Here is a 22,777-nt window from a genome sequence, read left to right as displayed (position 1 = left end):
AGGCGCCTCTAGCCCCGCGATCATGACAGGTCGATGGCGGGTTATGCCATCCGCGCCAGCATCCAGAGCGCCATGGCGACCATGAACAGGTTCTCGGTCAGCGAAACGAAGCCCAGCGGCACCGCGCCCGATCCGCCGACGCAGGCGCACTTGAGTTCACGCTTCTGGATATAGACCGCATAGAACACCGAAGCCGCGCCGATGCCGCCGATCACCAGGCCGATGGGGATCGAGAGCCAGGGCAGGGCATGCGCCGTCATCAACGCACCCGCCGCGAATTCCAGGAACGGATAGGCGTAGGCGTAAGGCACAAACCGTTTGGCCAGCAGGTCATAGCCGAGGAACATCGTCGAGAACTGCTCGACATCCTGCAGCTTCAGCATGGCCAGCAGCATCATCGTCATCGAGACGAACCACTCGGCTGCGCGCAGCGTGAAGGGCGTGCCGAACGCAGCCCAGCTTGCCGCCAGCGCAAGGCCAAGCCCGGTGGCGAACACGGCGATAACCGGGCGATAGGTCTTGGCCTTGGGATCGTGGATCTTCAGTCCGACATACCTGCGCAAGTCGGTGTAGCCGCCGATCCGCTCACCGCCGATGAAGATCTGCGGCGTGGTGGCGACGTCGTTCGCGGCCTTGAAGGCATCGGTCTGCTCACGCGTGATGAGCCAGTGATCCTCGACCTTGTAGCCAAGCTTTTCGAGCAAGTGCTTCGACTTGATGCCCCAGGGGCACGAGTGCTTTTCCATGACCATGCGGTGCAGTACCGCCGTCGGTTTTCCGGTCTGTTGCTGCGTCATGGAGAAGGCTATACCTTCCGTACCATGGTACGGAGTCAAGCATGGCCCTGACGATTTCCGAATTGGCCCGATCTGGCGGCGTAGGTGTCGAGACGGTGCGGTTCTATCAGCGCAAGGGGCTGTTACATGACCCTCGCCCGGCAGCGACCGGCGGCGCGAAAGGGCAGCGGCATTATGGCGAGGAGGATGTGCGGCGGCTGCGTTTCATCCGCTCGGCCAAGGCGGCGGGCTTCATTCTCGATGAAATTGCCGAACTGATCAGCCTCGATCACACCGGAGACCGGCCGAGGGCGCGGGAAATGGCGCAAGTGCGTCTGACGGCACTGGATCGGGAAATCGCGCAGTTGGAAACGGCCCGTCAGTCGCTGCGCCGGCTTGCCCACGAATGCGCGGGGTCAGACGAGGGGCCTTGCCCGATCCTCGAATCGTTCGAGGAAACCGGATTATGTAGCGGCGCAAGTTCGAAAACCTGCGCCGCCTGAACAATCAGACGTTGAACTTGAAGTGCATGACGTCGCCGTCGTGCACCATGTATTCCTTGCCTTCCTGACGCAGCTTGCCGGCTTCCTTGGCGCCAGTTTCGCCGTTCAGCGCGACATAGTCGTCATAGGCGATGGTTTCGGCGCGGATGAAACCACGCTGCATGTCCGAGTGGATTTCGCCGGCCGCATCGGGTGCCGTGGCGCCCTTGTGCACCGTCCACGCGCGCGCTTCCTTGGGGCCGACGGTGAAGAAGGTCAGCAGGCCCAGCAGGTCGTAACCGGCGCGGATGATGCGGGCGAGGCCGGTTTCGTGCAGGCCCATCTCTTCGAGGAACACCATGCGTTCCTCGATCTCCATGCCGACCAGTTCCGATTCGATCGCGGCGGAAACGATGACGGCAGTGGCGCCCTCGGCCTTGGCCTTCTCGAAGACGCGGGCCGAAAACTCGTTGCCCTCGGCGGCCGCTTCTTCCTCTACGTTGCACACGTAGAGCACCGGCTTGGCGGTGAGCAGCTGGGCCTGTGCGAAGACGCGGGCTTCGTCGTCGTCCTTGGGCTGGGTCAGGCGGGCGGGCTTGCCGTCGCGCAGCAGTTCCAGCGTCTGGCCGAGCACCGAAGCGATGATCTTCGATTCCTTATCGCCCTGCGCAGCCTTCTTCTGGGCGGCGGGAACGCGCTTTTCCAGGCTTTCGAGGTCGGAGAGCAGCAGTTCGGTCTCGACAGTCTCGGCATCCGCGATGGGATCGACCTTGTTGTCGACGTGCTGGATGTCGTCGTTCTCGAAGCAGCGCAGCACGTGGACGACGGCGTCCACTTCGCGGATGTTGCCGAGGAACTGGTTGCCCAGGCCTTCACCCTTCGAGGCGCCGCGCACCAGGCCGGCGATGTCTACGAAGGACAGCTGCGTCGGGATGATCTTGGCCGAACCGGCGATCGCGGCCAGCTTGTCCAGACGCGGATCGGGCACGCCGACCTGGCCGACGTTGGGCTCGATGGTGCAGAACGGATAGTTGGCCGCCTGCGCTGCCTGCGTTTCGGTGAGCGCATTGAACAAGGTCGACTTGCCGACATTCGGCAGGCCCACGATTCCGCAACGGAAACCCATGTGTAACTCCGGAAGAAATGTTTGGCCGCGCCTTAGCCTCAGTCGCGACGGATAGCGAGTCTGGCCTTAGTCCTGCTGACGCAGGGCCACGTCGTTCATGAAGCGGACGTCGTCACCGGCGGAAAGGCGGTCGGCTTCTGCGGCCACGGCGCCCAGCATGTCTGCCAGCGGGTCGATTTCGGCCTTGGCGTAGTTGCCCAGCACATAGCCGTGGACGCGGTCCTTGTGGCCGGGATGGCCGATACCCAGTCGCACGCGACGGAAATCCGGGCCAAGGTGCTGATCGATCGAGCGCAGGCCATTGTGCCCGGCATGGCCGCCGCCCTGCTTCACCTTCACCTTGAACGGGGCGAGATCGAGTTCGTCGTGGAACACGGTGAGATCCGAAAGCGCCAGCTTGTAGAAGCGCATCGCCTCGCCCACGGCGCGGCCGCTTTCGTTCATGAACGTGGCAGGCTTCAGCAGCAGCACTTTCTCCGTGCCGATGCGCCCTTCCTGCAGCCAGCCCTGAAACTTCTTCTGGACCGGGCCGAAGCGGTGGATTTCGGCAATCGCATCCGCCGCCATGAAGCCGACGTTGTGGCGGTTCATCGCATATTGCGGTCCGGGATTACCGAGGCCGACCCATAGCTGCATGACGTAACTGATCCCGAAAAAGCAAAAGGCCCCACCCGCGCGCCGGAGATGCCGGGGCGGGAGGGGCCAATTTCTGGAATTATCCGATTACTCGGCTTCTTCCTTGGTCGTGTCGCCTTCGGCGCTCTTCAGAGCCGAGGGAGCAGCGATCGTCGCGATGGTGAAATCGCGGTCGGTGATCGCCGAAGCAACGCCCTTGGGCAGCTTCACGTGGCTGATGTGGATCGATTCGCCCACGTCGAAGCCGGTCACGTCGATGGTGACTTCGTGCGGGATCTTGTCGGCGTCGCAGACCAGTTCAAGGTCGTGACGGACGACGTTCAGCACGCCGCCGCGCTTCAGGCCCGGCGAAGCGTCTTCGTTGGCGAAGACCACCGGCACGTTCACGTGCACGGTCGCGCCCTTGGCGAGGCGCAGGAAGTCGGCATGGAGCGGACGGTCGGTGACCGGGTGGAAGGCAACGTCCTTGGGCTGCGTGCGCAGCTTCTTGCCGCCAACTTCAACTTCGATGATCGAGTTGAAGAAGTGGCCGGTCATGAGCTGGCGGACCAGCTCCTTTTCCTCGACGTGGATCGCGATGGGTTCTTCGTTGCCACCGTAGACGACGGCGGGAACGCGGCCATCACGACGCAGAGCACGGGAGGCTCCCTTGCCAGCCCGTTCACGCGTCTCGGCCGGCAGGTTAAGCGTATCGCTCATGGGACTTGCCTTTCAAAACTGGATATAGATCGGCATCGGACCGCTCACCGATCCGCGCCGTTCCCGCCACGCCTCCAGGGATGACCATGACGGGAAGCGCGCGCCCTTAATGCGAAATCGGCGGAAATGCAAGCGCAGCGGCTCTGCGCAGGCTGGTTCACTTCGGCAGTGGGCGGCTTGGCTCACAATATGTGCGTCTGACCGGAACGGAAACCAGTTCGAGTTCGGGATAGCGCAGGGCCGTGAGCTTACCACCGAATACGCACCCGGTATCGATGCAGATCGTTCCGTTGCGCCATATCGCATCGGCAACGGGTGTGTGGCCGTAAACGATCGTGGCGGAACCGGTGTAGCGGGCGGGCCAATCGCCGCGGATAGGTAGCCCGAATTCGTCGATCTCGCCGGTCGTTTCGCCATACATGCAAAAGGCGCGCACCGCTTTGCCGGTGCGGCCAAGCAGCGATTCCTTGAAGCCGGCATGGGCGACGATCAGCTTTCCGTCGTCGAGAACGTGGTGGCTGGGCAGTTCCCCGAGCCATGCCTGCATCCCGGCCAGGAAATCGGGCGTTTCCTCGGACAACTGCTCGATAGTCTCCGCAAGTCCATGGGCAATCGTGACTTTTCGCCCCGCGAGATAGCGCGCGAGCTTGTCGTCGTGATTGCCGATAACCGCCAGGGCCTTTCCGGTTTCCACCATGTGCCGGGCGATGCGCAATGCGTCGGGCGACCGTGGGCCGCGATCGACCAGATCGCCCAGGAATATCGCGCGGCGGCCCGATGGCGGCGTAACGGTTACTCGCCGATCGCTCCAACTGACACGGTATCCCAGGCTGGCAAGCAGGTCTTCCAGTTCATCCGCGCAACCATGGACATCTCCGATGATGTCGAACGGTCCTGAATCGAGGATCTCAGGCGCGGGGCGTTCATCGCCGTCACTCAACGCGGGTGACCTTGTAGCCACGGGCTGCGAGCATGGCGGGCAGACCTTCCGGCCCCGCCATATGGGCAGCGCCCACGGCCACGAACGGATGCTGGCCGTCCTGCATGGCCTGCGCGATCTTGCCGGTCCAGTCGTGGTTGCGGCCGGTGAACAGCACCGCGCGCAATTCCGGATCGGCCAGCATCCCGCGCCGCGTTTCCTGCTCGATCGCGGCCATGTCTCCCTTGCGCCAGCTTTCGGAAAGGTGGCTGTCATCGTCACCCTGTTGGTCCGTCACCACGAAAGCGAGCAGGTCGCGCTGGTCGGCTTCGGGCAGGCTATCGAACAGGCCCAGTTGGCGTTCGGCACCTTCGAGTTCGACCACGGGCTTGCCATCGGCCTGGTCCATTACTGCCCGATCGACGCCGTTGCGGCTTTCATCATCGCTGGCGCCGATGCGAGCGAGGGTGAGGGCGGCCGCCCAGGTATCCATCTGCGCAAAGTCGCCATCGGAGTAGCTGCCGCGCTTCAGAAGAGCGGCGAGTGCAGGGCGCTTATCCGGAGAAATTCGTTCTGAAAGAAGGGGTTCTCCATCGCCCTTGGCAAGTCGTGTGAAGGTTGCGGCAACGGCCTTCTCGTCGGAAAGGTTGCTCACTTCGACCATGATCGTGTCCGATCCGGCCAGCGCCTTGCTTACTGCCGGGGTTTTCCACGCGAGCGGGTGCTTCACACTGTGGATCGTGCCGAACAGCCACGCCTGTTGGCCATCCGGGCCTTCCACGTGCCAGAGGGCGGGATTTGCCGCTTCCGGCTGCGTGGAGCACGCGGCCAGAAGAATGGGTGACAGAAGGGCAAGAAGCCAGCGCATCGTCTTGTTATTACACCCTCTTATTGAACCCGCGTCGCCTTGATCCCGGCCTTGGCCAGCAGGTCCTGCACGCTGCCTTCGCCGGCAAGATGCCCGGCGCCGACTGCAACGAAGACCGTGCCCGGTTGCGCCATCCGCATTGTCAGCCATTTCGCCCAGGCCGCGTTGCGGTCGGTAATGAAGGCCTTGCGCATGGCTAAATCGGATTCGTCTTCATTCAGCAATTTCGCCAGCTCGTCCGCCCGGCCGGCTTTCCATGCCGCCACGACCTTGGCGACATCCTCGCGCAGGGTGGGAAGCTGGTCCAGGACTTCGCCCAGATAGCGGTTCTGGCTGTCCACCGGCATGCCGTCGAACAGTTCGATCTGGTATTCCGGCGTTTCCAGCGTCTGGCGCGCCTTGTGCGCGTCGTCGGCCTTTGCGTCGATCAGCGTCTCCACGCCGTTGGCCTTGTCGAAGCCGGCGGCCTTGAGCGGCAGCAGTGAAAGCAGCAGTCCGGCATACCAGGCCTCGAAGGAATCGAAGGCTTCGGCCGGAAGGCCCATGCCCGCCAGTGCCTTCTCGAACGCGGCGCGTTCATCGGCCGGCAGGCTGGCGCGCAGGGTCGTGCCGTCGGTGCGCATACCCTTTTCGACGAACAGCTTTTGCAGCGAATCAGGCGAATCGACCTTGGTCTCCGTCACCAGCAGATCGGACGAATCGAACGCATCCTTCACCGGGCCTGTGAACCAGTTGGTGCCCTCAGGCAGGATGTGGATCGTGCCGAAGAGATAGATCGTGGTGTCCTTGTCCGCGATCTTCCACATTGCCGGGCGCGCAGGGGCCTCTTCCTGCGCCTGCGATGGGGTGGCGGCGAACAGGCTGAGCAAGCCTGCAACGGCAAGACGAAGGCGGAACTTTTGGGAGAATCTCATCGCTATTCCATGAAGCGGCAGGAACAAACGCGGCATTAACGGCGCGTCGGGGAAGGCATTAGCGGGCCCGGCCGGCTCGGGGTAGCGCTCTCAGTCATCACACCGTCGTTTTGCGCGGTTGATTTGCCCGGTTCGATCCGCCAAAGGCCGCGAGCCCAAGAGTTTTGACGGAATTTCGATGTCGACCCCCGCCAAACAGCCGCTCAGCTTTCAGGACATGATCCTGACGCTCCATGATTTCTGGAGCAAGCAGGGCTGCCTTATCCTTCAGCCTTACGACATGCGCATGGGGGCGGGCACGTTCCACCCCTCTACCACGCTGCGCGCGCTCGGTCCCGAGCCCTGGAAGGCTGCTTACGTTCAGCCGTCGCGCCGCCCGACCGACGGCCGCTATGGCGAGAACCCGAACCGCCTTCAGCACTATTACCAATATCAGGTGATCCTGAAGCCGAATCCGGAGAACCTGCAGGAACTCTACCTGCAGAGCCTCGCGGCGATCGGCGTCGATCCGCTGGCGCACGATATCCGTTTCGTGGAGGACGACTGGGAAAGCCCGACGCTGGGCGCCTGGGGCCTTGGCTGGGAAGTCTGGTGTGACGGCATGGAAGTGACGCAGTTCACCTATTTCCAGCAGGTCGGCGGTTACGACTGCAAGCCGGTCGCCGGTGAGCTGACCTACGGCCTCGAACGCCTTGCCATGTACATTCAGGGCGTGGACTGGGTTTACGACCTGCGTTTCAACAACGAAGGCGTGACCTACGGCGACGTGTTCCTCGCCAACGAGCAGCAGCAGTCGAAGTACAACTTCGAAATCGCGGACACGGACGCGCTGTTCGCCGGCTTCAAGGCGGCCGAGGCAGAGTGCATGCGCTGCATCGAAGCGGAAATCCCGCTTGCCGCCTATGATCAGGCGATCGAGGCTTCGCACCTCTTCAACCTGCTGCAGGCCCGCGGCGTGATCTCCGTGCAGGAGCGCGCCAGCTACATCGGCCGCGTGCGCGAACTCGCCAAGGGATCGTGCAAGGCCTGGATCGACAAGAACAAGGACCAGTGGGAAGCCAAGTTCCCGGGGTGGAGCGCATGAGGCTTCGACAAGCTCAGCCTGAGCGGCTCTATCTTTCCAAACTGACTCCGCTCGTCCTGAGCCTGTCGAAGGACGCATTGAAATGACCGATTTCCTTCTTGAACTCCGCTCGGAAGAAATCCCTGCGCGCATGCAGGCTGGCGCCCGTGCCGATCTGGAAAAGCTGTTCCGCAAGGAAATGGAAGCGGCAGGCGTCGCCGTGGGCGACGTCACCGTCTGGTCGACCCCGCGCCGCCTTGCGCTGATCGCCCATGGCCTGCCGCTGGCGACCGAAGCCGTCCACGAGGAAACCAAGGGCCCCGCCACCAGCGCGCCCGAGCAGGCGCTCGAAGGTTTCCTGCGCAAGACCGGCCTTACCAAGGACCAGCTCGAAGTCCGCGACCTCAAGGGCAAGGACACCTATTTCGCGGTCGTCGAAAAGCCCGGCCGCGCGGTGAAGGACGTGCTGGCAGAGGCGATCCCGGCCATCGTGCGCGCGTTTCCCTGGCCGAAGTCGATGCGTTGGGGTGCGGCTTCGCTCTCCACCGAATCGCTGCGCTGGGTGCGTCCGCTCTCGGGCATCGTTGCGGTGCTGGGTGAGGATCTCGTCGAGTGCGAGGTTGGCGGGGTTGCCTCCGCTTACGTCACCAAGGGCCACCGCTTCCATGCTCCGGGTGAGATCACCATCGGCGGCGCGCATGACTATGCGGACAAGCTGCGGATCGCTCATGTCCTCGTGAACCATGAGGAACGTCAGGACATCGTGCGCACCAAGGCACGCCAGGCGGCCACCGTCGCCGGTCTGGTGCTGGTGGAGGACGAGGGCCTCGTTATCGAGAACGCCGGCCTCACCGAATGGCCGGTGCCGCTGCTCGGCCGTTTCGAGGAGGATTTCCTCGAAGTTCCGCCCGAAACCATCCAGCTTACCGCGCGCGTGAACCAGAAGTACTTCGTTTGCGAGGACGCTTCGGGCTCGCTGGCGAACGCTTTCGTCTGCACCGCGAACATCGTCGCGACCGATGGCGGCACTGCCATTGTCGACGGCAACCGCAAGGTGCTGGCCGCGCGCCTGTCCGACGCGCGTTTCTTCTGGCAGCAGGATCGCAAGACCCCGCTTTCGGTCCACGCCGAAAAGCTGGCGCGCATCACCTTCCACGAAAAGCTGGGCACCGTTGCCGATAAGGTCGAGCGCGTCGCCAAGCTGGCCGAATGGCTGGCGAGCGAAGGCGTGGTGCCGAACTGCGATCCGGCACTGGCGCGTCAGGCAGCCGAGCTTTCCAAGGCCGATCTCGTTACCGAGATGGTTGGCGAATTCCCCGAACTTCAGGGACTTATGGGCGGGTATTACGCCCGCGCCGAAGGTCTGCCGAACGCCGTGGCCGATGCCATCCGCGATCACTACAAGCCGGTCGGGCAGGGCGACGAAGTCCCCACCGCCCCGGTGACGGTGGCCGTGGCGCTGGCTGACAAGCTGGACACGCTGCGCAGCTTCTTCGCGATCGACGAAAAGCCCACCGGCTCGAAGGATCCCTTCGCGCTGCGCCGTGCGGCGCTGGGCATCATTCGCCTGATCACCGACAATGATCTACGCTTCGGCGTGGCCGAGGGCGATTTGCTCGACTTCTTCGTGGACCGCCTGAAGGTACAGCAGAAGGAAGCGGGCATCCGCCACGATCTGATCGACGCTGTGATCGCGCTCGGCAGCGAGGACGATCTCGTCCGTCTGCTGGCCCGCGTTCATGCGCTTCAGGCTTTCGTGCAGACCGATGATGGTGTGAACCTGCTCGCCGGTTACAAGCGTGCCGCCAACATCCTGAAGAAGGAAGACTGGAACGGCTCCGGCGCGATCGAGCATACGGGTGACGAAGATCCGCTCGAAAACGTCGATCATCCGGACATGCAGGCGGTCTATGCGGCGCAAGGCGCGCTGCCTTACACCGCCGAACCTGCCGAGCAGGCGCTGATCGACGCGCTGACGGCGGCGGAACCCCAGGCCGGCAAGGCGGTTGAGGGTGAGGACTTCGCTTCCGCGATGTCCGCGCTCGCCACGCTGCGGGCACCAATCGACGCCTTCTTCGAACACGTTACCGTGAACGACGCGGACGCGGTCAAGCGCCATTCAAGGCTGGCCTTGCTTGATCGATTCCGTGCTGCAGTGCACAACGTGGCGGATTTTTCGAAGATCGAAGGCTAGGGAGCGGTCCACAGTACTTCGGACCGGGTTCTCGAAGAGTTTTATCAACCAGGACAGGAAAGTCAGGGGATAGATGAGCAGGCAGGTCTACACGTTCGGCGGCGGTGTCAAAAATGAAGACGCACGCGCGCGCGACAAAGTCGTAGTCGGCGGCAAGGGTGCTAATCTTGCCGAAATGGCCGGGATCGGCCTGCCGGTTCCTCCGGGTTTTACCATTACCACTGAAGAATGCGTGAAATACCTTGCCGAAGGCGGCGATTTCTCGGCCGAACTGCGCGCCGACGTTGCCGAGGCGCTGACGCATATCGAAAAGACCGTGGGCAAGAACTTCGGCGATGCCGCCGATCCGCTGCTCGTCTCGGTCCGTTCGGGTGCGCGCGTTTCGATGCCGGGCATGATGGACACCGTCCTGAACCTCGGCCTCAACGACGCGACGGTTGAGGGGCTGACGCAGACCTCGGGCGATGAGCGTTTCGCGTGGGACAGCTATCGCCGCTTCGTCCAGATGTATTCGGACGTCGTCCTTGGCCTCGATCACGGCCGCTTCGAGGAAGCGCTGGAGATCGCCAAGGAAGACAACGGCTACATGAACGACGTCGAGATGACGGCGTCGAACTGGAAGGCCATCGTCAAGGAATACAAGGGCATCGTCGAGGAAGAACTCGGCCGCCCGTTCCCGCAGGACGTTCATGAGCAGCTTTGGGGCGCGATCCAGGCGGTGTTCGATTCCTGGGATTCGGACCGCGCCAAGGTCTATCGCCGGCTGAACGACATTCCGGGCGACTGGGGTACTGCCGTCAACGTGCAGGCCATGGTTTTCGGCAACATGGGCGATACCTCGGCCACCGGCGTCGCTTTCACGCGCGACCCGGCGACCGGCGAGAAGGCCTACTACGGCGAATGGCTGGTCAACGCGCAGGGTGAGGATGTCGTCGCCGGCATCCGCACGCCGCAGTACCTGACCAAGGCCGCGCGTGAGCGGGCCGGCGCCAAGCCGCTGTCGATGGAAGAGGCGATGCCGGAGGCTTACACCGAGCTTGCCGCGGTGTTCGAGCTTCTGGAGAAGCACTACCGCGACATGCAGGACATCGAGTTCACGGTCGAGCGTAACAAGCTGTGGATGCTGCAGACCCGTTCTGGCAAGCGCACTGCCAAGGCCGCGCTCAAGATGGCGGTGGACATGGTGGACGAAGGCCTGATCGACGAAGCCACCGCGATCAAGCGCGTCGATCCCATGGCGCTCGACCAGCTTTTGCACCCCACGCTCGATCCCAAGGCGGCTCGCGACATTCTCGGCAAGGGTCTTCCCGCTTCGCCGGGCGCGGCTTCGGGCGCGATCGTGCTTGATGCCGACACTGCCGAAAAGCGTGCGGAAATGGGCGAGGCGGTTGTTCTCGTCCGCGTCGAGACCAGCCCTGAGGACATTCACGGCATGCACGCCGCGAAGGGCATCCTTACGGCGCGCGGCGGCATGACCAGCCACGCGGCGGTCGTGGCGCGCGGCATGGGCCGTCCCTGCGTTTCCGGCGCTTCGGGCCTGTCGATCGACATGAAGACCCGCACCCTGCGCATGGGCAACCGTGAGCTGAAGGAAGGCGACGTGATCACGCTCGACGGCGCGACCGGCGATATCATGGCCGGCGAAGTGCCGACCATAGAGCCGGAGCTGGCCGGCGATTTCGCCACGCTGATGGTATGGGCTGACAAGCACCGCCGCATGAAGGTGCGCACGAACGCCGAGACTCCGGCCGACTGCAAGATGGCCCGCCAGTTCGGTGCCGAAGGCATTGGCCTCTGCCGTACCGAGCACATGTTCTTCGACGCCGGCCGCATTTCGGCCGTGCGCCAGATGATCCTGGCCGAAGACGAAGCCGGTCGCCGTGCCGCGCTGGAAAAGCTGCTGCCCGAACAGCGTGCGGACTTCATCGCGATCTTCGAGGTGATGGCCGGCCTGCCGGTCACCATCCGACTGCTCGATCCGCCGCTCCATGAGTTCCTGCCGCACGGTGATGCCGAGTTCGCAGAGCTTTCGGAAACGATCGGCATCGGCATCGATACGCTGAAGCGCCGCGCGGACGAACTGCACGAGTTCAACCCGATGCTGGGCCATCGCGGTTGCCGCCTGGGCATCACCTTCCCTGAAATCTACGAGATGCAGGCCCGCGCGATCTTCGAAGCCGCCTGCGAAGTCGCAGCCGCTTCGGGTGAGGCCATCGTGCCGGAAGTGATGATCCCGCTCGTCGCCACCAAGCGCGAGTTGCAGATCCTCAAGAAGGTCGTGGACGAAACCGCAGCTAAGGTCTTCGCCGAGAAGGGCCGCACGCTCAACTACATGGTCGGCACCATGATCGAACTGCCGCGCGCTGCGCTGATGGCGGGTGAGATCGCGGAAGAGGCCAAGTTCTTCTCGTTCGGCACCAACGACCTGACGCAGACCACGCTGGGCGTTTCGCGCGACGATGCCGCGCGCTTCCTCAGCCCCTACGTTGAAAAGGGCATCTATCCGCGCGATCCGTTCGTCAGCCTCGATATCGAGGGTGTCGGCCAACTCGTGCAGCTGGGTGCTGAGCGTGGCCGCGCGACCTACGCCGATCTCAAGCTCGGCATCTGCGGTGAGCATGGTGGCGATCCGGCATCGATCGCGTTCTGCGAGAAGGTGGGGCTCGACTACGTCAGCGCCTCGCCCTTCCGCGTGCCGATCGCGCGACTGGCTGCAGCGCAGGCTGCGCTGGCCTGAGATTGCCGCACTGGAAAATGAAAAGGCCGGGAGAAATCCCGGCCTTTTTCTTATTTCTTCCAACCCGATAGGGTGAGGATCTCGAAAGTCTCGGTGGTCCGCCCGTTCTCGCCGGCGGCCGCGAAGGCATCGCGTGCCCGGGCCAGTGCCGCCTTTCCGAGCGGCGCGCCGCGGTCTGCCAGCACGCCGCCGAGCGCCTGGGCCCGAAGATCACCGATCAGGCGGTCAAGGCTGCGGAAAGAGACCTGAAGCGGGCGCTGATCGATCACTGGATCGGCGAACAGCGTGCGCTGGAGCAATTGTCCGCCCGCGCGCACATCGACCATCGGGTGAATGCGGGCGGCAGGGCGGTCGCCATCCGCCGCCAGCATGATCTCCCGCAGTCGCGGCAGGCTGCCCGAAGACAGGAAGCTGGCAATCAGCATTCCGCCCTGCGCCAAGGCGCGGCGGGCGTGAATCAGCGCGCCGGGCAGGTCGTTCACGGTATCCAGCGTGCCAAGGCTGGCGACAAGGTCGAAGCCATCGAAGGGGTAGGGGGTCTCTTCGTTGAACCCCGTTGCCGGTTCGGCTTCGATGACTTCGACGCCGCGGGCGGTGAGCGAACGTGCCAAGGCCCCGGTCCAGTCGCCGATGACAAGCGCGCGCTTTGGTTCGAATCGCAGGAAGGAGAGGCGCTCCTCGACATCTTCGACCATGTCGTCGAGGAGGTAGTGCGGAGCGTCCGGCAACTGCTGAAGCGCCAGCGCGCGGCGGCGGGCGGCGATGCGGCGGGCGGGAGCGAAAATGCGCGGCGGAGCGGGGGGAGCAGTTTCAGCCATCCCGCGCTCCCTGCCGTGTCGGCGCGTCTCGCGCAACCATCCAGAAGCGCAAGGGCCGGATGAACAGCTTGTAGCTTGAGCTTGGCGCGTGCCGCCATAGGTTGGCGAACCGATGTCGCTGTCCGCCGCCTTTGCTCCCGTGATCGATCTGATCTATCCGCCGCGCTGCCCCCTTTGCGGGGCGGCAATCGCGGCGCAAATCGGATTGTGTCCGGCGTGCTGGGAGACGCTGGCGATACCGGGGGATCCGTGCTGCGCCGCCTGCGCACGGCCATTCCCTGACGATATTCCCGATGGAGCGATCTGTGCGCCATGCCTGGCGCAGCCGCCGCGTCACGACGGGATTGCGGCGGCGACGCTGTACAATGCCACGTCCCGCAAGCTTATCCTTGGGCTCAAGCACGGAAACCGCCTTGCGCTGGCAGGCATGATGGGCAACTTCATGGCCGCGCGTCTGCCGCAGATCGATGCCGAGTGGATGGTCGTGCCGGTGCCGCTGCACCGTTGGCGGATCTGGCATCGTGGATACAACCAGGCGGCAGAGCTGGGCCGGACGATCGCGCGGCTGAGGGGCGCGCGGCTTGCCGTCGATCTGCTGGAACGGCGCAAGGCGACGCCTTCGCTGGGCGGACTGGGCCGCAAGGCGCGGCAGCGTGCACTGTCCGGAGCGATCACCATTCCTTCGCGACATCGGGGCAGAGTGAAAGGCGCGCGGATCGTGCTGGTGGATGACGTTCTCACCAGCGGCGCGACGAGCGAGGCCTGCGTGTCCGCGCTCAAGCGGGGCGGTGCCGAACGGGTCGTGATCGCGTGCTTTGCCCGTGTGCTGGATGAGGCGCTGGATATCGCGTAATCGGCAAACGAAAACGCCCGGAACCATAAGGCTCCGGGCGTTCTCGTGACGAAACTGGTAGACCCCGCTTTCGCGGTTCGGCGGCCCCCCTGCAGGCCGCCTTAGTCCGATCCCTCATTCTGCGTCGGCCAGATCGGCCAACATTCCCTGAACCGTGGCGCTTGTTTCCTGGTAACTTTGGCCCGGGGCTAAGTTACCGGTCAGCGACCTGATGGTCGGAAGCAGCCCCCCAGCTGCAAGGCGACAATCGACGTAAACCCGGGGGTTGAAAAGAGGCTTGAGGGCGTTAGGGGGATTTTGATCACCGGCTGTGGTTATCCTGCAACATTCGATGCCTGCAGGAAAAGCGGAGGGAAATTTCCAGAATGCGAGAGATCAGCAAGGTAGAACGCGAACAAGGTCGTGATTTTCTTCCAAAGTTCGATGCACATGGATTGCTGATCGCGATCGCGGTCGACTCCCGCACGCGCGAAATCCTGATGGTCGCGTACATGGATGAAGAGGCGCTTTCCAAGACGCGAGAGACGGGGCTTGCCCACTTCCATTCCCGATCGCGCGGGCGACTATGGCTGAAGGGGGAATCTTCGGGCCATTTCCTACGCGTCGAGGAAATTCGAGTCGATTGCGATCAGGACGCGCTCGAGCTGCTGGTGCAGCCCGAGGGCCCGGCCTGCCATACCGGTGCGCGCAGTTGCTTCTACCGCCGACTCGACGGTAACGTTCTCGAATCATTCGAAAGCTGAAGTTCGCGTTCGACAACCCTGTTGCACAGCGGCAAAGGTCGAAATTATGGCTACCGCCTTGTTAACCATATAAAATAGTGATTTGATTTGCCTTTCGGCAAGTTGTGCAAAGCGGCCGTGAGCGTGGCAATTTCGGCTTAGCCCATCATTCGTCCGGATGAACGCAATGGGCTCGTATGGATGATGCCGGAAGGCAAAGCTCTCCCGCGACGGTGCTGATTTCTTGCGAAATTTCGCTGTCCCACGAAGAAAACGAATGATCGCGTAGCTGCTCAAGGCTGGTGTCCTGCCCCGTCACCAGCCGACGGGTGCGCATGCCTGCGGCGGGGCCTAGCAGCGGAAGCGTTTGCCCTCCCGGCGTCGGCATGAGGGAGAGGGGAGCCTGATGGGCTCCGCGGGGCATTTGAAGGAAGGGAAATGTCATGAACCGACGAGTGACAATCGTTGCAATGACCGTCGGCCTCCTGGCCGGCGTTCCAACCGTAGCGATGGCGGATCAGAAACCCGCCAACTCTGTCGTCAGCAGCCAGAAGTACAATCTGGCCAGCTACTTCGGCAGGGACAACGACCGTCGCGACAACGACAGCCGCTGGGGTCGCGACCGCGACAACGGCAACCGCTGGGGTTGGGGTCGTGACAATGACAACCGCTGGGGCCGCGATCGCGGCAACCACTGGGGTTGGGGTCACGATGATGACGACCACGACCACGGCCATCACGGCGGTGGCGACAAGTCGCACGGCTGCTAAGGCCGGATGATGGGATCGTGGCCGCCCGAATGCGGCGGCCACGATCTTGCTTCGTGAAAGTTTCGGTTAGAGCATTTCCATTCAGGTTGAATCACCTGATGGGTCGGAAACCGCTCTAGCCCAGGATTTCGTCAAACAGGCTGACCATGGCCGCCCAGCTCTGGCGATCGGCGCTGGCATCGTAGCTGATCGCCGCCATGCCGCGCGCGTCACTGCCGGGATCGGTGAAGCCGTGGCGAACCCCGGAATAGGAATGGAAGTGCCAGTTGGCCTCGGCACGGTCCATCTCTTCCCAGAATCCGACAACCTGCTCGCGCGGGACCAGCGGGTCCGCATCGCCGTGGCAGATGAGGATGCGCGGCTTGATCGTGCCGGGTTCGGCCGGCCGGGCCGTGGAAAGCGTGCCGTGGAAGCTGACGGCGGCCAGCAGGTCCTGTCCATCGCGCGCGGCTTCGAGAACGGCCTGGCCGCCCATGCAGTATCCGATGCCCAGCAGCGGCAGGTCCGCCGCTTCAGGCAAGCTGCGCAGGGTATCGATCGCGGCCGCAATCCGGCCGCGATAATGGTCGAGATCGCTGCGCAGCTTCTCCGCAAGCGGAAACGACGCCTCGAAACTTTCCACCGGCTCGCCATAGAAATCCGCCACCAGCGCGAGGTATCCGCGTTCCGCCAGCATTCGGGCCCGCTTTTCCATGGGCGCGTTGTAGTTGGCAATGGTGGGAAATACGATCACGGCCGCGCGGGGCGTTCCTTCCGGGCGGGCGAGCCACCCGGTAAGGTCCACGCCTGCGTGGGTATAGGCAATTGCGTCCATGAATTTACTCCGGCCGTCTCTTTACTCGGGGAGGAAGTCCGGCACCGAGAGGTAGCGCTCGCCGGTGTCGTAGTTGAAGCCCAGCACGCGCGAACCGGCGGGCAACGATGGCAGCTTCTGCGCGATGGCGGCCAGCGTCGCGCCGGAACTGATGCCCACCAGCATGCCTTCCACGGTGGCGCAGCGGCGCGCCCAGTCCTTGGCGTCGGCCGCATCCACCTGAATTGCCCCGTCGATCGACTGGGTGTGAAGGTTGCCGGGAATAAAGCCGGCGCCGATCCCCTGAATCGGGTGCGGGCCGGGCAGGCCGCCCGAGATGACGGGCGAAAGCGTGGGCTCTACCGCATAGGCCTTCAGCGAAGGCCATGCCTTCTTGAGTGCTTCGGCGCAGCCGGTGATGTGGCCGCCGGTGCCGACGCCGGTGATCAGCACGTCGACCGGATCGCTGGCGAAATCGGCCAGGATTTCCTGCGCGGTCGTTTCCACATGGACGGCGACGTTTGCCGGATTGTCGAACTGCTGCGGCATCCAGGAGCCGGGCGTTTCTGCAATCAGTTCCTTAGCCCGCTCGATCGCGCCCTTCATGCCCTTTTCGCGGGGCGTGAGGTCGAACGTGGCGCCATAGGCCAGCATCAGGCGGCGACGCTCGATCGACATCGATTCGGGCATGACGAGGATCAACTTGTAACCCTTGACCGCCGCCACCATGGCCAGGCCGATGCCGGTATTGCCCGAGGTAGGTTCGATGATCGTGCCGCCGGGCTTCAGCGAGCCATCGGCTTCGGCAGCTTCGATCATGGCAAGGGCGATGCGGTCCTTGATCGAACCGCCGGGGTTGCCGCGCTCCGCCTTGATCCAGACCTCATGGTCCGGAAACAGCCGCGACAGGCGGATGTGCGGCGTATTGCCGATCGTGGAGAGAATGCTTTCGGCCTTCATGATGCGTGCTCCCAACGTGGTGCGAAGGTTCGGGCCCGGCGGATCTCAGGAAAGCCCCAGGCCCAGATGGCGGTAATGACTATGGCAGCGGTCCCGCCGAAGACAACAGCGCCGGTTGCGCCGAGCAGGGCGGCCGCCACGCCGGACTGCATCTCGCCCAACTCGTTCGAGGCGGAGATGGCCAGGCCGGAGATGGCCGATACGCGGCCGCGCTTGTCGTCCGGCGTGCGAAGCTGAACCAGCGAACTGCGGATGAAGACGGAGATCATGTCTGCCGCGCCGATCAGCGCCAGAAAACCCAGCGAGACCACGAAGCTGCGCGAAAGCCCGAAGCCGACCGTCATCGCGCCATAGGCGGCGACCGAGACCAGCATCTTCACGCCGACATTGCTGGCCAGCGGACGGAAAGAGAGCCACAGCGCCACGACAGCGGCACCGGCGGCCGTCGCCGCGCGCATCTGGCCAAGGCCCTCCGGCCCGACATGCAGGATGTCGCGTGCGAAGACCGGCATCAGCGCGGTCGCGCCGCCCAGCAGCACGGCGAACAAGTCCAGCGTGATGCAGCCGAGCAGGAAGCGTTCGTGCCAGATGAAATTGAAGCCGTCGACGATCTGGCGCAGCGGATGCGCCTTGCGCGCGTCCTTGGCGACCGGCGGAATATTGCGGATCGCAAGGATGCTGCAGGCGGACAGGGCCGTGAGTACGGCGGCGATCCAGTAGGGCAGCGCGTGGTGGCTTGCGAAGAGGAAGCCGAATGCGGCCGGGCCGATGATGGTGCCGGCCTGCATGGCGATCGAGTTGAAGCCGATCGCGCGCGGGATCAGGTTCGAGGGCACGATGTTCGGGGCGATCGCGCTCATCGACGGGGAAACGAAGACCCGGACGGCACCGTGCACTGCGGCAAAGACGTAAAGCACCGGAAGGCTGCGCCATTCCAGCGTGGTGGCAATGCCAAGCCCCACCGCGACCATGATGTCGATCGCCATGGCCAGTCCGGCCACGCGCCGCCGGTCGAAGCGGTCCGCGATCACCCCGGAGATTGGCGTCAGCAGGAAGATCGGCAGGAACTGCGCGAAGCCCAGCAAGCCGAGCTGGAAAGAAGCCTGCGTGATCGACATCGCATAGTCGGACCGGGCAACGTCGTAGAGTTGGTAACCGATGATGACGACCATGCCGGTCGACGCCAGCACCTGGAAGAACCGGGCCAACCAGAATTTGCGATAGTCGGCGATGCGTAAGGGCGAACTGGGGGGCGGCGTGGGCTGCGCGGTGGCGCCCGCAGAGTCGGGAGGCGTATTCACGATCGGGTGCATGGCAGCATGACGCGGCCTTGCCAAGCCACGCCGCAAATCCCGTCGATAGGTTCTCTTTACTATCAATAAGCAAGGCACGCGGTGAAGCGCATGCCGGGCAAGGTGTCTGCCAATGAATTGGCGTGACGCGGCCGGTCTCGCGGATCACGTTTCAGGCTGTCGTGAAGTCACGCGCCAAAGCCGCCCGAAGCGATCCAGGCGGCCTTTCAAATCGCGATACGTTGGTACGCCGGGGCGCGGCGAAGCGTCAGCGGCGGGGGCGCAACCTGGGATTGGGCTGGGTGGTGTCCACCAGCTTGAGGAAGTCGTCGATGCGGATGATTCGCTCGAACTGGAAGCCGGATCGGCCTTCGTGCGACCAGATCATATGGGCCTCTATGCGGCCGATGACGGGCAGGCGCATCACAAGGCGCTCACCGCGATCGAGGTCCAGTTCGCCCTTGCACATGAAGCCCTGGGCCGAAAAGTTGACGATATGCAGGTGAACGTCACCCAGTCGGCGATGTTCGGCAATCAGCTTGTGATCGACAGGATGGCGCGCCGCGCGCCGTTTGTCGGTTACAGAGAGCTGTGCTCCTGCACTCATTTTCTTGTCCGCCTCTGGTTATGGCCGTGAGGCAGCAAAGTGCATCAAAATGGCAAACAATCCGTAAACCCCGGCGAATATTGTATATCCGCCGGGGTGAAACGTGCCGGACTAGCGATCAAGCGCCGCGAAGGATCGCGTGCTTCTTCTTGCCGAGGCTCAGCTTACGGGTTTCTCCGGTGGCGACTTCGATCAGGAAGCCCGGATCGTCCATAGCCAGATCGTCAAGCTTCACGGCGCCTTCGCCGATCTTGCGCTTGGCTTCGCCATTGGAGGCGGTGAAGCCGAGTTCGGTCAGCGCCGCGCCCAGGCGAACGCCTTCGCCGGAGACTTCCAGCGTGGGCAGGTCCTCGCCAAGTCCGCCGCCGGCAAAAGTGGCCTTCGCGGTGGCTTCGGCAGCAACCGCGGCATCCCCGCCACGGCACAGCTTCGTCACTTCGTTGGCCAGCACGACCTTGGCATCGTTGATCGCGGCGCCTTCGAGTGCTTCGAGGCGGGCGATTTCGTCCAGCGGCAGGTCGGTGAACAGACGCAGGAACTTGCCCACGTCGCGGTCATCGCAATTGCGCCAGTACTGCCAGAAGTCATAGCTGGGCAGCATTTCCTCGTTCAGCCAGACGGCGCCGGCGGCCGACTTGCCCATCTTGGCGCCATCCGCCGTGGTGAGCAGCGGCGTCGTCAGGCCGAAGACTTCCTTGGTGTCCATGCGGCGGGTCAGTTCGACGCCGTTGATGATGTTGCCCCACTGGTCGGAGCCACCCATCTGCAGGCGCACATCCTTGTCCTTGCAAAGGTGACGGAAGTCATAGCCCTGCAGGATCATGTAGTTGAATTCGAGGAAGGTCATCGGCTGTTCGCGCTCAAGGCGCAGCTTGACCGAATCGAACGAGAGCATGCGGTTCACGGTGAAGTGTGTGCCGACTTCCTGAAGCAGCTGGATGTAGCCCAGTTGGCCCAACCAATCCTGGTTGTTCACCATCACCGCGTCGGTCGGCCCGTCACCGAACTTCAGCAGGCGCGAGAAGATCGAGAAGATGCCCTTGATGTTGGTCTCGATCGTCTCGTCAGACAGCATCTTGCGGCTCTCGTCGCGGCCCGTCGGGTCGCCGATACGCGTGGTGCCGCCGCCCATCAGCACGATCGGCTTGTGCCCGGTCTGCTGGAGACGGCGCAGCATCATGATCTGCACAAGGCTGCCGATGTGGAGCGACGCTGCGGTGGCGTCGAAGCCGATATAACCCGGCACGATCTGCTTCTCTGCGAGAGCGTCAAGGCCCTCGGCATCCGTCGTCTGGTGGATGTAGCCGCGCTCTTCGAGGACGCGGAGCAGGGAAGATTTGTAGGTCATGACCGTGCTTCTTGTTAATGGGAGCGGGGCGCCTAGCATGTGGGGCGCCGGATATGAAGCGATTGGTCGCGTGCGTGGTGATATCCGGCCGAATCCGGCGCAATCCGGATTGCCAGCCCGTCACACGGGCCATTACGGAGGCCGCCATGTCCGACCTTATCTGCCATCCGGCACACCCACCCGTTCTCGTCCGCTCGGTCGAAGCCCGCGTCATAGGCTTCGACGATACCTGGCTGCGCGTGCGCTGGCGGATTCTGGGCGCGGGCAAGCTGGTGGTGCCGGCATTCGCGGGCAAGGGCAGGGCGGAGGGGCTCTGGAATACCACCTGTTTCGAACTGTTCCTTCAGCCGCCGGGTGAGCAATCCTACGTCGAGATCAACCTCTCGCCCTCCGAACGCTGGAACGTCTACGACTTTACCGGCCGCCGCGAAGGCATGACCGAGCGGCCGATGCCGCGCGAGCCCGAGTGCACGATGCGCAAGGGATCGGACATCGCCGTGTTCGATGCCGCTATCCCGGTCGGCGGCCTGCCCGCGTTGCCGCAGAACCACGGCTTCACGGCGGTGATCGAGGAGGAGGGCGGCGTTAAGAGCTATTGGGCGCTTTCCCACAGCGGCGATGCGCCTGACTTCCACGATCCGTCTTGCTTCGCACTCCCGCTTGCGGCACCCACCGCGCCATGAAATTCGGTATCGACCGCCTGCTGGCAGACCCTGAACTCCGCAAACCCCTTGAGGGGCGCCGCGTCGCGCTTGTCGCCCATCCCGCTTCGGTGACGGAAGACCTCGTCCACTCGCTTGACGCGCTGATCGCGGCGGGCGTGAACGTCACGAGCGCTTTCGGCCCCCAGCACGGGCTGAAGGGCGACAAGCAGGACAACATGGTCGAGACCGCCGACGAGCTGGATCCGACTTACGGCATCCCCATCTACAGCCTCTACGGCGAAGTCCGCCGCCCCAGCGCGGCGATGATGGACAGCGCCGATGTGTTCCTGTTCGACCTGCAGGACCTTGGCTGCCGCATCTACACGTTCGTCACCACGCTGCTCTACCTGCTGGAAGCCGCCGAAAAGCAGGGCAAGAGCGTCTGGGTGCTCGATCGTCCCAACCCCGCCGGCCGCCCGGTCGAGGGGCTGACGCTGCTGCCGGGGCAGGAGAGCTTCGTCGGCGCCGGCCCGATGCCGATGCGCCATGGCCTGACGCTGGGCGAGATGGGCCACTGGTTCGTCCGCCACTTCAAGCTTGATGTCGATTATCACGTGGTCGCGATGGAAGGCTGGCAGCCCGAAGGCCCAGGCTTCGGATGGCCGCAGGACCGCATCTGGATCAATCCCAGCCCCAACGCCGCCAACCTCAACATGGCCCGCGCCTATGCCGGCACGGTCATGATCGAGGGCGCGACGCTGTCCGAAGGTCGCGGCACCACCCGCCCGCTGGAAGTGCTGTTTGGCGCGCCCGATATCGATGCCAAGGCCGTTCTGGCCGAAATGCAGCGCTTTGCGCCCGAGTGGCTTGAAGGCTGCGCCCTGCGCGAATGCTGGTTCGAACCGACCTTCCACAAACACGCCAAGACCCTGTGCAGCGGTCTGATGATCCATGCGGAAGGCAAGTTCTACGACCATCATGCCTTCCGCCCGTGGCGGCTGCAGGCGCTGGCGTTCAAGGCGATCCGCAACCTCTATCCCGACTATCCGATCTGGCGCGACTTCCCCTACGAATACGAGTTCACGCGCCTTGCCATCGACGTCATCAACGGCGGACCGGGCCTGCGTGAGTGGGTCGACAATCCCGATGCGCTTCCGGGCGACCTCGATGCCGCGGCCGGCGCGGACGAGGCGGCGTGGAAGGCCGAGATAGCCGACTTGCTGCTTTACTGAGCCGGTGATTTGCGCGCCGGCCCGTCGGTAAAGGCGGGCGGGGCCATCATCTTGCCATCGGCCAGCACAAGCACCGGGCAACCGCTCAGACGCTTGTCGACCGCACGGATAAGGCCGGGCTTGGGCTCGACCGCGCGCGGCGCGGTGTGCCCCGCTGCCGCATTGGCTTGCTGGATGGTGTAGGCGCATGTCGCCTTGGCTTTGGCGGACTTGTCCAAGCCGGCTGGCGGAGCGGCACCCATAGTCAGGGCACCAAGGGCGAGGATCAGCAGGGCTTCCTTCATAGTCGCACTCCAATATTCCGTCTGCGGTGGATAATTGCCC

General features: G+C 63.8%; 23 protein-coding genes. 9 read left to right on the top strand and 14 right to left on the bottom strand.

Going from position 1 to position 22,777, the window contains the following annotated elements; all coding sequences use genetic code 11:
* Window positions 1–41 precede the first annotated feature (41 nt).
* Window positions 42–797, bottom strand: a complete 756-nt coding sequence (locus tag ACZ1JV_RS18810) for a MauE/DoxX family redox-associated membrane protein (protein ID WP_465150036.1) — start codon at window positions 795–797, stop codon at window positions 42–44.
* 41 nt (window positions 798–838) lie between these two features.
* Between ACZ1JV_RS18810 and ACZ1JV_RS18805 the strand changes: the two genes are divergently transcribed.
* Window positions 839–1,279: a MerR family transcriptional regulator gene (locus ACZ1JV_RS18805; RefSeq protein WP_465150035.1), complete on the top strand. Its 441-nt coding sequence runs from the start codon at window positions 839–841 to the stop codon at window positions 1,277–1,279.
* A gap of 4 nt (window positions 1,280–1,283) precedes the next feature.
* On the opposite strand, the gene ychF is transcribed toward ACZ1JV_RS18805, so the two are convergent.
* The 6 genes from ychF to ACZ1JV_RS18775 form a co-directional block, all read right to left on the bottom strand.
* Window positions 1,284–2,384 (bottom strand): redox-regulated ATPase YchF, encoded by a 1,101-nt coding sequence (gene ychF / locus ACZ1JV_RS18800; protein WP_465150034.1) that lies wholly within the window; start codon window positions 2,382–2,384, stop codon window positions 1,284–1,286.
* A gap of 66 nt (window positions 2,385–2,450) precedes the next feature.
* Window positions 2,451–3,020 carry an aminoacyl-tRNA hydrolase gene (gene pth / locus ACZ1JV_RS18795; RefSeq protein ID WP_465150033.1) on the bottom strand — a complete coding sequence of 190 codons (570 nt, stop codon included), beginning with the start codon at window positions 3,018–3,020 and terminating at the stop codon, window positions 2,451–2,453.
* An 87-nt stretch (window positions 3,021–3,107) separates the two neighbouring features.
* Window positions 3,108–3,719 carry a 50S ribosomal protein L25/general stress protein Ctc gene (locus ACZ1JV_RS18790; RefSeq protein WP_465135319.1) on the bottom strand — a complete coding sequence of 204 codons (612 nt, stop codon included), beginning with the start codon at window positions 3,717–3,719 and terminating at the stop codon, window positions 3,108–3,110.
* Between the two features lie 157 nt (window positions 3,720–3,876).
* Entirely contained in the window at window positions 3,877–4,659 is a 783-nt protein-coding gene (locus ACZ1JV_RS18785) for a metallophosphoesterase (protein WP_465150032.1), read from the bottom strand.
* A complete protein-coding gene (locus ACZ1JV_RS18780) occupies window positions 4,652–5,506 on the bottom strand; it encodes a TraB/GumN family protein (RefSeq protein ID WP_465150031.1) in 855 nt (284 codons plus the stop codon). Before ACZ1JV_RS18780 ends, ACZ1JV_RS18785 begins: the two co-directional genes overlap by 8 nt.
* A gap of 20 nt (window positions 5,507–5,526) precedes the next feature.
* The gene (locus ACZ1JV_RS18775; RefSeq protein WP_465150030.1) at window positions 5,527–6,420 is read right to left on the bottom strand and encodes a TraB/GumN family protein; all 894 of its coding nucleotides are present in this window, start codon (window positions 6,418–6,420) and stop codon (window positions 5,527–5,529) included.
* Window positions 6,421–6,598: 178 nt separating this feature from the next.
* On the opposite strand from ACZ1JV_RS18775, the gene ACZ1JV_RS18770 reads away from it, so the two are divergent.
* The 3 genes from ACZ1JV_RS18770 (at window position 6,599) to ppdK (ending at window position 12,414) form a co-directional block, all read left to right on the top strand.
* Window positions 6,599–7,504, top strand: a complete 906-nt coding sequence (locus ACZ1JV_RS18770) for a glycine--tRNA ligase subunit alpha (RefSeq protein ID WP_465150029.1) — start codon at window positions 6,599–6,601, stop codon at window positions 7,502–7,504.
* Between the two features lie 82 nt (window positions 7,505–7,586).
* Window positions 7,587–9,677 carry a glycine--tRNA ligase subunit beta gene (gene glyS, locus ACZ1JV_RS18765; protein ID WP_465150028.1) on the top strand — a complete coding sequence of 697 codons (2,091 nt, stop codon included), beginning with the start codon at window positions 7,587–7,589 and terminating at the stop codon, window positions 9,675–9,677.
* Window positions 9,678–9,750: 73 nt separating this feature from the next.
* Window positions 9,751–12,414, top strand: coding sequence for a pyruvate, phosphate dikinase (ppdK, locus tag ACZ1JV_RS18760; RefSeq protein ID WP_465150027.1), 2,664 nt, complete (start codon window positions 9,751–9,753; stop codon window positions 12,412–12,414).
* Between the two features lie 50 nt (window positions 12,415–12,464).
* Here ppdK and ACZ1JV_RS18755 read toward each other — a convergent pair whose 3' ends face one another.
* Complete coding sequence (locus tag ACZ1JV_RS18755) at window positions 12,465–13,232, bottom strand: class I SAM-dependent methyltransferase (RefSeq protein WP_465150026.1); 768 nt, start codon at window positions 13,230–13,232, stop codon at window positions 12,465–12,467.
* A 112-nt stretch (window positions 13,233–13,344) separates the two neighbouring features.
* On the opposite strand from ACZ1JV_RS18755, the gene ACZ1JV_RS18750 reads away from it, so the two are divergent.
* From ACZ1JV_RS18750 to ACZ1JV_RS18740, 3 genes are all read left to right on the top strand, one after another.
* Window positions 13,345–14,085 carry a ComF family protein gene (locus ACZ1JV_RS18750; protein ID WP_465150025.1) on the top strand — a complete coding sequence of 247 codons (741 nt, stop codon included), beginning with the start codon at window positions 13,345–13,347 and terminating at the stop codon, window positions 14,083–14,085.
* 365 nt (window positions 14,086–14,450) lie between these two features.
* Window positions 14,451–14,828 carry a phosphoribosyl-AMP cyclohydrolase gene (gene hisI, locus ACZ1JV_RS18745; RefSeq protein WP_465150024.1) on the top strand — a complete coding sequence of 126 codons (378 nt, stop codon included), beginning with the start codon at window positions 14,451–14,453 and terminating at the stop codon, window positions 14,826–14,828.
* 449 nt (window positions 14,829–15,277) lie between these two features.
* Window positions 15,278–15,577 (top strand): hypothetical protein, encoded by a 300-nt coding sequence (locus ACZ1JV_RS18740; RefSeq protein WP_465150023.1) that lies wholly within the window; start codon window positions 15,278–15,280, stop codon window positions 15,575–15,577.
* Window positions 15,578–15,692: 115 nt separating this feature from the next.
* Here the strand turns inward: ACZ1JV_RS18740 and ACZ1JV_RS18735 are convergent, their stop codons facing one another.
* The 5 genes from ACZ1JV_RS18735 to tyrS form a co-directional block, all read right to left on the bottom strand.
* Complete coding sequence (locus ACZ1JV_RS18735) at window positions 15,693–16,391, bottom strand: dienelactone hydrolase family protein (protein ID WP_465135308.1); 699 nt, start codon at window positions 16,389–16,391, stop codon at window positions 15,693–15,695.
* 21 nt (window positions 16,392–16,412) lie between these two features.
* Entirely contained in the window at window positions 16,413–17,330 is a 918-nt protein-coding gene (cysK, locus tag ACZ1JV_RS18730; RefSeq protein WP_465150022.1) for a cysteine synthase A, read from the bottom strand.
* Window positions 17,327–18,643, bottom strand: coding sequence for an MFS transporter (locus ACZ1JV_RS18725; RefSeq protein ID WP_465150021.1), 1,317 nt, complete (start codon window positions 18,641–18,643; stop codon window positions 17,327–17,329). The genes cysK and ACZ1JV_RS18725 overlap by 4 nt, the downstream gene beginning before the upstream one ends.
* Before the next feature lie 247 nt (window positions 18,644–18,890).
* Window positions 18,891–19,229: a PilZ domain-containing protein gene (locus ACZ1JV_RS18720; RefSeq protein ID WP_465150020.1), complete on the bottom strand. Its 339-nt coding sequence runs from the start codon at window positions 19,227–19,229 to the stop codon at window positions 18,891–18,893.
* Between the two features lie 118 nt (window positions 19,230–19,347).
* Entirely contained in the window at window positions 19,348–20,577 is a 1,230-nt protein-coding gene (tyrS, locus tag ACZ1JV_RS18715; RefSeq protein ID WP_465150019.1) for a tyrosine--tRNA ligase, read from the bottom strand.
* 146 nt (window positions 20,578–20,723) lie between these two features.
* Here tyrS and ACZ1JV_RS18710 point away from each other — a divergent pair, with 146 nt between their 5' ends.
* The gene (locus tag ACZ1JV_RS18710; RefSeq protein WP_465150018.1) at window positions 20,724–21,260 is read left to right on the top strand and encodes a DOMON-like domain-containing protein; all 537 of its coding nucleotides are present in this window, start codon (window positions 20,724–20,726) and stop codon (window positions 21,258–21,260) included.
* Window positions 21,257–22,453, top strand: coding sequence for an exo-beta-N-acetylmuramidase NamZ family protein (locus ACZ1JV_RS18705; RefSeq protein ID WP_465150017.1), 1,197 nt, complete (start codon window positions 21,257–21,259; stop codon window positions 22,451–22,453). Before ACZ1JV_RS18710 ends, ACZ1JV_RS18705 begins: the two co-directional genes overlap by 4 nt.
* On the opposite strand, the gene ACZ1JV_RS18700 is transcribed toward ACZ1JV_RS18705, so the two are convergent.
* Window positions 22,447–22,737 carry a hypothetical protein gene (locus tag ACZ1JV_RS18700; protein ID WP_465150016.1) on the bottom strand — a complete coding sequence of 97 codons (291 nt, stop codon included), beginning with the start codon at window positions 22,735–22,737 and terminating at the stop codon, window positions 22,447–22,449. The two genes, ACZ1JV_RS18705 and ACZ1JV_RS18700, sit on opposite strands and share 7 nt — an antisense overlap.
* Window positions 22,738–22,777: the final 40 nt, after the last annotated feature.

The sequence above is a fragment of the Novosphingobium sp. BL-S-19 genome (assembly GCF_055521675.1).
This window is presented reverse-complemented; position numbering and strand designations above follow the sequence as displayed.